Genomic DNA, 9024 nt, shown 5'->3' with positions numbered 1-9024 from the left:
GGTAGATCTCCCGCCTTCCGCCGTGTCGCCCGTTCCCGCTCGGGCAGGTCAGGGAGGGCTTGCCGGGCGACCGTTCATGTCCGGCTTTTGGGGGGATAGAGCGAAGATGACCTTTCATGTCGATTCGGAGGTCGGGCGGCTGCGCCAGGTCCTCCTCCACAAGCCCGACCTGGCGCTCAAGAGGCTGACCCCCACCACCAAGGACGCGTTCCTCTTCGACGACGTGCTGTGGGTCCAGCGCGCGATGGAGGAGCACGAGGAGTTCCGGCAGGTGCTCACCGGCCGCGGCATCAAGGTGTACGAGCTGGCCGACCTGCTGCGCGAGACCGTCGACATCCCCGAGGCGCGCAAGCACATCCTCGACGCGGTCATCGACGAACGCTGGCTCGGCCCGGCCGCCATCGACGACATCCGCAACACCCTCGACGGCATGGACGCGGCCACGCTGCAGCTCTACCTGACGGGCGGCATCACCAAGGACGAGCTGATCGCCATGGGCTGCGACCCCAAGTCGGTCACCTTCCACACCACGCCCGGCGACGGCTTCATCCTGCCGCCGCTGCCCAACCACCTCTTCACCCGCGACACGTCCTGCTGGATCTACGACGGCGTGTCGATCAACGCCATGCGCAAGAAGGCCCGCATGCGCGAGACGGTCAACATGGAGGCCGTCTACATGTTCCACCCGACGTTCGCCGGCGGCTTCGACCGGCCCGGCCAGGGCGGCTACCACTGCTGGATGCCCGGCCAGGCGGTGGCGCCCGCCACCCTCGAAGGCGGCGACGTCCTCGTGATCGGCAACGGCGCGGTGCTGATCGGCATCAGCGAGCGCACCCGGGCGCAAGCGGTCGAGATGCTGGCGCAGCGGCTGTTCAGAGCCGGCTCGGCGCGCAGGATCGTGGCGCTCGACATGCCCAAGGCTCGGGCGGTCATGCACCTCGACACGGTGATGACGATGCTGGACGTGGGGGTGTTCAGCAAGTACGCGGGGCTCGGGATGTTGCGCTCGTACACGATCGAGCCCGGCGACACCCCCAAGGAGCTGAAGGTCACCGACCACCCGCCGGAGGACATGCACCGGGCCATCGCCCGCGCCCTCGACCTGGACGACATCAAGGTCCTGACCCCCACCCAGGACGTGTACGCCGCCGAGCGGGAGCAGTGGGACGACGGCTGCAACGGGCTGGCGCTGGAGCCCGGCGTGGTCGTCGCCTACGAGCGCAACACCACCACGAACAACTTCCTGCGCGACAACGGCATCGAAGTGATCACCATCAGGGGCAGCGAGCTCGGCCGGGGCCGGGGCGGGCCCCGCTGCATGAGCTGCCCGCTCGAGCGGGACTCGGTCTAGGAGGGCCTGATGCGGGTCATCGTCGCTCTGGGCGGCAACGCCGTGCTCGAACGCGGCCAGAAGGCCGACGCCGACGTACAACTCGCCAACGTGCGCACGGCCGTCAAGACGCTCGCCCGGCTGGCCGTCGATCATGAACTGGTCATCACCCACGGGAACGGGCCGCAGGTCGGCATGCTGGCGCTGGAGAGCGCCTCGGACCCCGGCCTGAGCAGGCCGTACCCGTTCGACACGCTCGTCGCGCAGACGCAGGGCATGATCGGCTACTGGATGCAGCAGACCCTGCAGAACGCGCTGCCTGGGCGGCAGGTCCTCTCCATGGTCACGCAGACGCTGGTGACGGCCGTCGACCCCGCCTTCGATCAGCCGGCCAAGTTCGTCGGCCAGGTCTACGACCAGGAGGAGGCCGAGAAGCTGGCCGCCGAGTACGGCTGGACCGTCGCGCAGGACGGCCCGCACTGGCGTCGCGTCGTGCCCTCCCCCACGCCGCGGCGCATCGTCGAGACCCGGCTGATCCGCAAGATGATCCGCGAGGGCGTGGTCGTCATCTGCGCGGGCGGCGGCGGCATCCCCGTCGTCCGCGACGAGTCCGGCCGGCTGATCGGCGTCGAGGCGGTCGTGGACAAGGACCTCACCGCCGCGCTGCTGGCCGAGTCGCTCGAATGCGACGCGTTCCTGATCCTCACCGACGTGCCCCGCGTGCTGCGCGGCTTCGGCACGCCGCAGGAGACGGAGATCGCCCACACCACGCCGCACGAGCTGCGGACCATGGAGTTTCCCGCCGGATCGATGGGGCCGAAGGTGGACGCCGTGTGCCGCTTCGTCGAGAACACCGGCGACATGGCCGCCGTCGGGAAGCTTGACCAGGCCGAACGCATACTCGACGGCTCAGCGGGCACGATCGTCACACCCAACGGCAGGTGGCCGCTGACGAGCACGCTGTAGGGGGTGTCGGATGGCACTGGCCCAACGGCTCCTGCGTACCAAGCCGACCGAACGCATCGTTGCCGAGGGTGGACGGGGCGAGGGCGGTGAGCTGCGGCGCACGATGTCGCTGTGGCAGCTCACCCTGTTCAGCGTGGGCGCCACGCTCGGGACCGGCATCTTCGTGATCCTCGGGCAGGCGGTGCCCAAGGCGGGGCCCGCGGTGGTGGTGTCGTTCGTGCTGGCCGCCTTCACCGCGCTGCTCTCCGCCCTGTCCTACGCCGAGCTGGCCGGGACGATCCCGGTTTCCGGCTCGTCCTACTCGTACGCGTACGCGACGCTGGGCGAGCTGGTGGCCTGGGTCTGCGGCTGGTGCCTGATGCTGGAGTACGCCGTGTCCGTGGCGGCGGTGTCCGTGGGCTGGGGCGAATATCTCAACTCGTTCCTGCGGTCGCTGGCCGGCTTCACCCTGCCCGACGCGATCACCCGCTCCCCCGGCCAGGACGGCGGCGTGGTCAACGTCACCGCGATCCTCATCGTGCTGCTGGCCACCTGGCTGCTGCTCCACGGGGCGTCGGAGAGCGCCAGGGCCAACGCCGTGTTCGTGCTGATCAAGATCGCGGTGCTGCTGTTCTTCTGCGCGGTGGCGTTCACCGCGTTCAGGTCGGGCAACCTCGCGCCCCTCGCCCCGATGGGGGTGGCCGGCATCACCGCAGCCGCCTCCCAGGTGTTCTTCTCGTACATCGGCTTCGACGCCGCCTCGACCGCCGGTGAGGAGGCCAAGAACCCCAGGCGCGACCTGCCCCTCGCCATCGTCTTCTCGCTGGCCATCGTCACGCTCGTCTACGTGCTCGTGGCCCTGGCCGCCGTCGGCGCGATGCCGTGGACGGAGTTCGACCCCGACAGCACCGAGGCCAGCCTGGCCTACATCGCCGACCTGGCCATGGGCGCCACCTGGCCCGGCCTGATCGTCTCCTTCGGCGCGGTCATCGCCATCGCCAGCGTCGTGCTCACCGTCATGTACGGCCAGACCCGCATCCTGTTCGCGATGTCGCGCGACGGGCTCATCCCGCGCGTGTTCCAGAAGGTCGACCCGCGCCGCCAGGTGCCCGTCGCCAACACCTTCATCGTCGCCCTGTTCATCTCGGTGCTGGCCGGGCTCGTACCGCTGGGGCAGCTCGCGGAGGCGACCAGCATCGGCACGCTGTTCGCCTTCGCCATCGTGAACGTCGGCGTGCTCGTGCTCCGCTACCGCAGCCCCGAGATACCGCGCAGCTTCCGCGTGCCGTTCTTCCCTGTCACGCCGGTGCTCGGAGCGATCTTCTGCCTGCTCGTCATGGCGGGGCTCGCGGGGGTCACCTGGCTGGCGTTCGCCCTGTGGATGCTGGTCGGCCTGGCCTGCTACTTCCTGTACGGCTATCGCCATTCGCGGCTGAATGCCGAGGTGGGCTGAATGAAGCTGGAGAACGTGCTGGCCGGATACACGTCCGGGTCGCGGGCCAGGGACGGGCTCGCGCTGGCCGTCCTGCTCAAGAATCAGGCGGGCGGGCGCCTGACGGTGGCGACCGTGCTGCCCCCCGTCTGGTCGCCGCCCGGACCCGCCAGGGCCGAGGAGACCGCCTGGCGCGCCTACCTCGCCGAGCAGGCGTCCGCGACGCTCGCGCAGGCCCGCGAGCTGGCGGGAGAGGACGCCGAGTACATCAAGCACACGCACAGGGGCAGCGGGCGCGGCCTGGTGGAACTGGCCCGCAGGCGTGGCGTGAACGTCGTGGTGATCGGCTCGGCCCCGGGCGGCGGCAGGGGCCGCATCTCCCTGGGCAGCACGGCCGACCAGTTGCTGCACTCATCCTCCGTTCCCGTCCTGCTCGCTCCCCGCGGTTACGGCGAACGGCCGCCCGCGGCCTTCGCGCGCCTCACCGTCGCCTACCGCCGCGGCCCCGGCGGCGACGCGGCGGTCAAAGACGCGGCCAGGGCGGCCGCGAAGCTCGGCGTCGCCCTGCGGCTGGTCACGCTGGTGGTCAGCAGCGGCAGGCGGGCGCGGGTCGAGAAGGAGATGCTCGCACGCATGCGCGACCAGGCCGCGACCGACCTGCGGACGGCTGCGCGGGGGCCTCGGCGGAGGTTGTCCGTGGAGGCCGAGGTGCTGGAGGGCCGGAGTGTGGCCCAGGCGCTCGGCGCGACCTCGTGGCTCGCCGGCGAGATGATCATATGCGCTTCCAGTGCCACCGGGCCACTCAGACGGGTCTTCCTCGGCGACACGTCCATAAAGATCGTCAAGGCCTCGACATGTCCCGTCATGGTGCTCACCCGCCAGACGTGAGTGGGCACGCTCCCTCGTCAAACTATGACGAAGTACCGACATTACTGTGACATCAGGGACGTTTGTGGCGATTCCTAACGGACCGGATTCGGCATCTTTTTTCCAATCAGCTTGACCTGGGGCGTCCACCCCTTTACCGTCACTGTGCGTAACCGCACTGCGCGGCGTTACCGGGGTAAACCCCGGCCGTGGCTACCGATGGTGCCGAGCATGGCACCAGACCCCCCGGTGGCCGGGCCATACGCCGCAAGGGAGCACAATCTACTGAGAGCGATACATACGAGAGCCGGGGGGCCACACGATGCCGTCTGAATACGCAAAGTCGCTGGGTGCACGACTCCGCGCCATCCGCACCCAGCAGGGCCTGTCCCTGCATGGAGTCGAAGAGAAGTCGCGTGGCAGGTGGAAAGCCGTAGTCGTGGGCTCTTATGAGCGCGGCGACCGGGCTGTGACCGTGCAGAAACTTGCCGAACTTGCCGATTTCTACGGGGTGCCCGTCTCCGAGTTGCTGCCGGGCGGCGCCGCCCCCAGCCCGCTCGGGCCGACACCCAAGCTTGTGATCGACCTGGAGCGCCTGGCGACTCTGCCGAAGGAGAAGGCGGGCGCGCTGGCCCGTTACGCCGCGACGATCCAGAGCCAGCGTGGCGACTACAACGGCAAGGTGCTGTCGATCCGCCAGGAGGACCTGCGCTCCCTGGCCGTGATCTACGACAAGTCGCCCAGTGAGCTGACCGAGGAACTCATCAGCTGGGGCGTTCTCGACGCCGAGGCTCGCCGGGCCGTCGAGTCGTTCTGAGATCGATTCCTCAGGGATTGCTCGTTTCGAGGTCACCCGTCCGAGGCATGTGGGCTCGCCGCACACCGGCGAGCCCATCGGCCTTCCCTCGGACCCCCGCTCCACCCGGCCGCACCCCGGCCGGCAACGGCAGTGCCGACCATGGGCGACCGCGCCACGACAGCGCGGACGTGCAACGAATGTGGCCCCGGTATGCGGCATCCGCCCGCGGATGCGCCCGGCGGGAGCGGGAGGCCCGGCAGAGTCGTACCAGCCGGTAAGACGCGTCCACGCCTCTCCAATGCCGGCTGAGCTCCGGAGAAGCCCGGCTGTGAGGCCGGGCGAAGAAGCCGGAGAACCGGGCGGAGGTCGTGCGGACGCGGGCGTGAACCAGCACGGTGCGGCACCCGGAGGGACCGGTCGACGCCGCGACCGGGAAGCCGTGAGCCCCGAGTGAGGTGTCAGCCTGCCAGCGGGACGTCCGCGGGAAGCTGCGGCTGGCCGGGGAGGCCGAGCAGGTCTTCGACGGTGCAGACGAAGGTCTCCGCCTCGGCCAGGATCTCGTCGGCGTCGGCCGCGCTGATCTTGCGGACCATGCCGGCCTCGGCGGCGGCCCGCTTGGCGGCGCTGGCCGCGAAGTAGGCGGCCCACTCGGCCAGGTGGGGCTCAACCTCGGGGAGCAGCTCCCATGCGCTGCGCAGGCGCCGCCTGCGGCCCTCCGTGGGCCGTGGACGGGCGGCCAGGATCGCCGCTGCGGCCCTGAGAGCGGCGAGGTGGGCGGCCACATAGCGGGATGCCGGGGTGCGGGCGCCGCTCGCCTCCGCCAGGCAGGAACGTGAATCGGTCAGGTGTGCCCGAACCGCAGCCGACAGCCGGGGCCCGGGCGTTTCTCTAGGCCGTGGTGCCATCTTGCGCGCCTCCTTCGGAGTCGTGGGCAGGCGGCCGGCGTTCCGCCGGTGGAGTCAACATTCGCAGACGCCACCGACATTTCCGCCGGGCTGGCCGGACGAGGAGCTTCCCCTCTCCCCGTCCGGCCAGGACACGCCCGCTCGTCTCCGCCGACGACGAGGACGCGCCCTTCGCCCGTGGAGCCTGGCCGCAGGGATCGCTCGGGAAAGCGAACCACCCGCGACCAGGCCCAGGTGACGCTGAGCCGCGAGCCTCACCGCCACTGGATCGAACATAATTTCGATCACCTTCGGTGTCAACCGAATCCACGAACACAGGTTCGATGACCATGGATGGGACCATGGACGGAAAGGCCCCGCGGCGCCGGACGCACACAGAACCCAACAAAGGATCCACACAGAAGGACCCGCCGGAAGGATCTCGTCAGAAAAGGCCCGTACACGCAAGGCCGCCGCCGCCACGGACGGGCGCGGCGGCGGCTCAGGGCCGGAAAGGACGTCAAGACGGCCAGCAGGCCGTCAGAAGGCCGTCAGGAGGCGGAGATCGCTCCTGACGGGCAGAGGGTCACGGCGCGGCGCACGGCCTCCTCCTGGCCTTCGGGCGCCGTCTCACGCAACAGCACCACCGTGCCCTCGTCCTCGCTCTGGTCGAACACCTCCGGCAACGTCAGCGCGCACATGCCGGCACCGATGCACACCGTGGTGTCTGCCTTGATCTTCATGATGACCTACCAAGTGACAGGGAGGCGGTGCACTCCATAGATGGTCATGTCCGAGCGCATCGGCACCTCCTCGGGCGTTACCGCCAAGCGTAGGCCAGGCAGGCGCCGCAGCAGCGCAGGGTAGGCGATGCGCATCTCCGCCCGGGCGAGCTGCTGGCCGAGGCACTGGTGGATGCCGTGGCCGAAAGCCAGGTGGCCCCCGGTCGGCCGGGCGAGGTCGAGGCGGTCGCCGTCGGGGAAGCGGGAGGGGTCGCGGTTGGCGACGGGCACGTGCACGCCGACCATCTCCCCCTCCTTGATGAGGTTGCCCGCGATCTCGACGTCCTCCGTCGCGACCCTGAACGGACCGAGGTGGATGATGGACAGGTAGCGCAGCAGTTCCTCGACGCCGTTGTCCACCACCGACGGGTCGTCGCGCATGGCGGCGAGCTGATCGGGGTTGGTGAGCAGTGCGTACGTCCCCAGCCCCAGCATGTTGGCGGTCGTCTCGTGACCTGCGACCAGCAGCAGGAACCCGACCCCCGTCAGCTCCTCGTCGTCCAGCTCCCCGCCCTCGATGAGCCCGCTCAGCAGGTCGTCGGCCGGCTCCTTGCGCTTGCGCTGGATGAGCCCGTGCAGGTAGGCCGTGACCCGGCCGAGCGCCGCTATCACGTCGTCGGCCTTGGTCTCCAGGTTGACCAGGAGCTTGGAGTCCTCCTGGAACTGGCCGCGGTCCTCGTACGGCACCCCGAGCAGTTCGCAGATCACCAGCGACGGGATCGGCAGCGCGAACGCCTCGACGAGGTCCGCGGGCCCGCCGGCGGCCTCCATGTCGTCGAGGCAGGAGTTGGTGATCTCGTGGATCCTCGGCTCCAGGGCCTTCATCCTGCGCACGGTGAACTGGCCGGTCAGCAGCTTGCGGTAGCGCGTGTGCTCGGGCGGGTCCGTACGAAGGAAGAAGCCCCGCGGCACCCCCCGCCTGCTGCGCTCCTCGACCAGGTCGAGCCTGGAGGGGATCGGCGGGTGCATCTTCTCCGCCAGGTTGCTGAAGCCAGGGTGGGCCAGCACCGCGCGGGCCTCCGCGTAGCCGGTCACCAGCCAGCCGACATGGCCGTCGGCGTACGTCAGACGGTGCATCGAGGCCCGTTGCCGCAGCTCCGCGGCCTCGTCCGGCGGGTCGAACGGGCGCTGCCTCGTCATGGGCAGGGTGAGGTCGGACATGTCTCTGCTCCTTTCCGAGCGACTCCTCCAGAAAACATCATCCAATGCAAATCTGCAACAAGTGAAAACTGTAATGGCATGCAGTATAGTTCCGGCATGGTGGGACTGCGGGAGCGCAAGAAGCAGCGCACGCGCCGGGCGCTGATCGAGTCCGCGCTTCGGTTGTTCGACGAGAAGGGCTTCGAGGAGACCACGCTGGCGGAGATCGCCGCGGGGGCCGACGTGTCGACGCGCACTTTCTTCAGCTACTTCGCGAGCAAGGAGGACGTGGTCTTCTACGACACGCACGAGCGCATGGAGCTCGTGCGGTCGTTGCTGGTCCGCGCGGATCCCGGGATGTCACCCGCCGACCTGCTGATCCGTGTCGTCGAAAGCTCACTCGCCTGGTCGAGCGCGCAGGAGGAGCTCACCTTCGAGGACGCCGAGCTGCGGCTGCGGCTCATCCTGACGGAGCCGACGCTGCAGGCGCGGGCGCTGACGGTGCTCTTCGACACCCAGCTCACAGCGGCGCAGGCGCTGCACGAGGCATACGCCGACGAGCTGAGCCTGATCGAGGCGTCCGCCGCGGTGGGCGCGCTGTTCGGGTCGGTGAAGCTGGCGGTGATCGCCAACCTGGAGAGCAACCGGTCCCTGGAGCAGATCTGGGACACCGTGCGCCGGGCCACCGACGTCGCGCTGGCCGGGCTGCGCTCGCTCGGCTAGCCCCGTTTTCCGCACATGAGTGATCTTCAGCGGAGGTCTCGTGGATCGATGTCGAGGAGATCCAGGAGATGGAGTTGGAGGTCGGTGGGTTGCGGGATGGTCGGGGGTGACTGGCCGGTGCC

Annotated in this window: 9 protein-coding genes; 6 read left to right on the top strand and 3 right to left on the bottom strand. The window is 69.4% G+C overall.

Annotated elements, in window-relative coordinates:
- The first annotated feature begins 106 nt into the window (after positions 1-106).
- The 5 genes from E1267_RS40685 to bldD all read left to right on the top strand — a co-directional run bounded on the left by E1267_RS40685 (position 107) and on the right by bldD (position 5391).
- Positions 107-1351 carry an arginine deiminase gene (locus E1267_RS40685; protein WP_132341163.1) on the top strand — a complete coding sequence of 415 codons (1245 nt, stop codon included), beginning with the start codon at positions 107-109 and terminating at the stop codon, positions 1349-1351.
- Between the two features lie 9 nt (positions 1352-1360).
- Entirely contained in the window at positions 1361-2296 is a 936-nt protein-coding gene (arcC, locus tag E1267_RS40680; RefSeq protein WP_132341161.1) for a carbamate kinase, read from the top strand.
- Positions 2297-2306: 10 nt separating this feature from the next.
- Positions 2307-3728, top strand: coding sequence for an amino acid permease (locus E1267_RS40675; RefSeq protein WP_132341160.1), 1422 nt, complete (start codon positions 2307-2309; stop codon positions 3726-3728).
- Entirely contained in the window at positions 3729-4595 is an 867-nt protein-coding gene (locus E1267_RS40670; RefSeq protein ID WP_132341158.1) for a universal stress protein, read from the top strand.
- Positions 4596-4896: 301 nt separating this feature from the next.
- Complete coding sequence (gene bldD / locus E1267_RS40665) at positions 4897-5391, top strand: transcriptional regulator BldD (RefSeq protein WP_026214021.1); 495 nt, start codon at positions 4897-4899, stop codon at positions 5389-5391.
- Positions 5392-5831: 440 nt separating this feature from the next.
- Here the strand turns inward: bldD and E1267_RS40660 are convergent, their stop codons facing one another.
- The 3 genes from E1267_RS40660 to E1267_RS40650 all read right to left on the bottom strand — a co-directional run bounded on the left by E1267_RS40660 (position 5832) and on the right by E1267_RS40650 (position 8200).
- Positions 5832-6278 (bottom strand): SAV_6107 family HEPN domain-containing protein, encoded by a 447-nt coding sequence (locus E1267_RS40660; RefSeq protein WP_132341156.1) that lies wholly within the window; start codon positions 6276-6278, stop codon positions 5832-5834.
- Positions 6279-6808: 530 nt separating this feature from the next.
- Positions 6809-7000, bottom strand: a complete 192-nt coding sequence (locus E1267_RS40655; protein WP_132341154.1) for a ferredoxin — start codon at positions 6998-7000, stop codon at positions 6809-6811.
- A 6-nt stretch (positions 7001-7006) separates the two neighbouring features.
- Positions 7007-8200 (bottom strand): cytochrome P450, encoded by a 1194-nt coding sequence (locus E1267_RS40650; protein WP_132341152.1) that lies wholly within the window; start codon positions 8198-8200, stop codon positions 7007-7009.
- Positions 8201-8296: 96 nt separating this feature from the next.
- On the opposite strand from E1267_RS40650, the gene E1267_RS40645 reads away from it, so the two are divergent.
- Positions 8297-8902 (top strand): TetR/AcrR family transcriptional regulator, encoded by a 606-nt coding sequence (locus E1267_RS40645; RefSeq protein ID WP_132341150.1) that lies wholly within the window; start codon positions 8297-8299, stop codon positions 8900-8902.
- Positions 8903-9024 lie beyond the last annotated feature (122 nt).

Origin of the sequence: Nonomuraea longispora, from assembly GCF_004348345.1 — a bacterium.
Lineage (GTDB): Bacteria > Actinomycetota > Actinomycetes > Streptosporangiales > Streptosporangiaceae > Nonomuraea > Nonomuraea longispora.
Note: the sequence above shows the minus strand (reverse complement) of the source record. Positions and strands in the feature narration are given on the sequence as shown.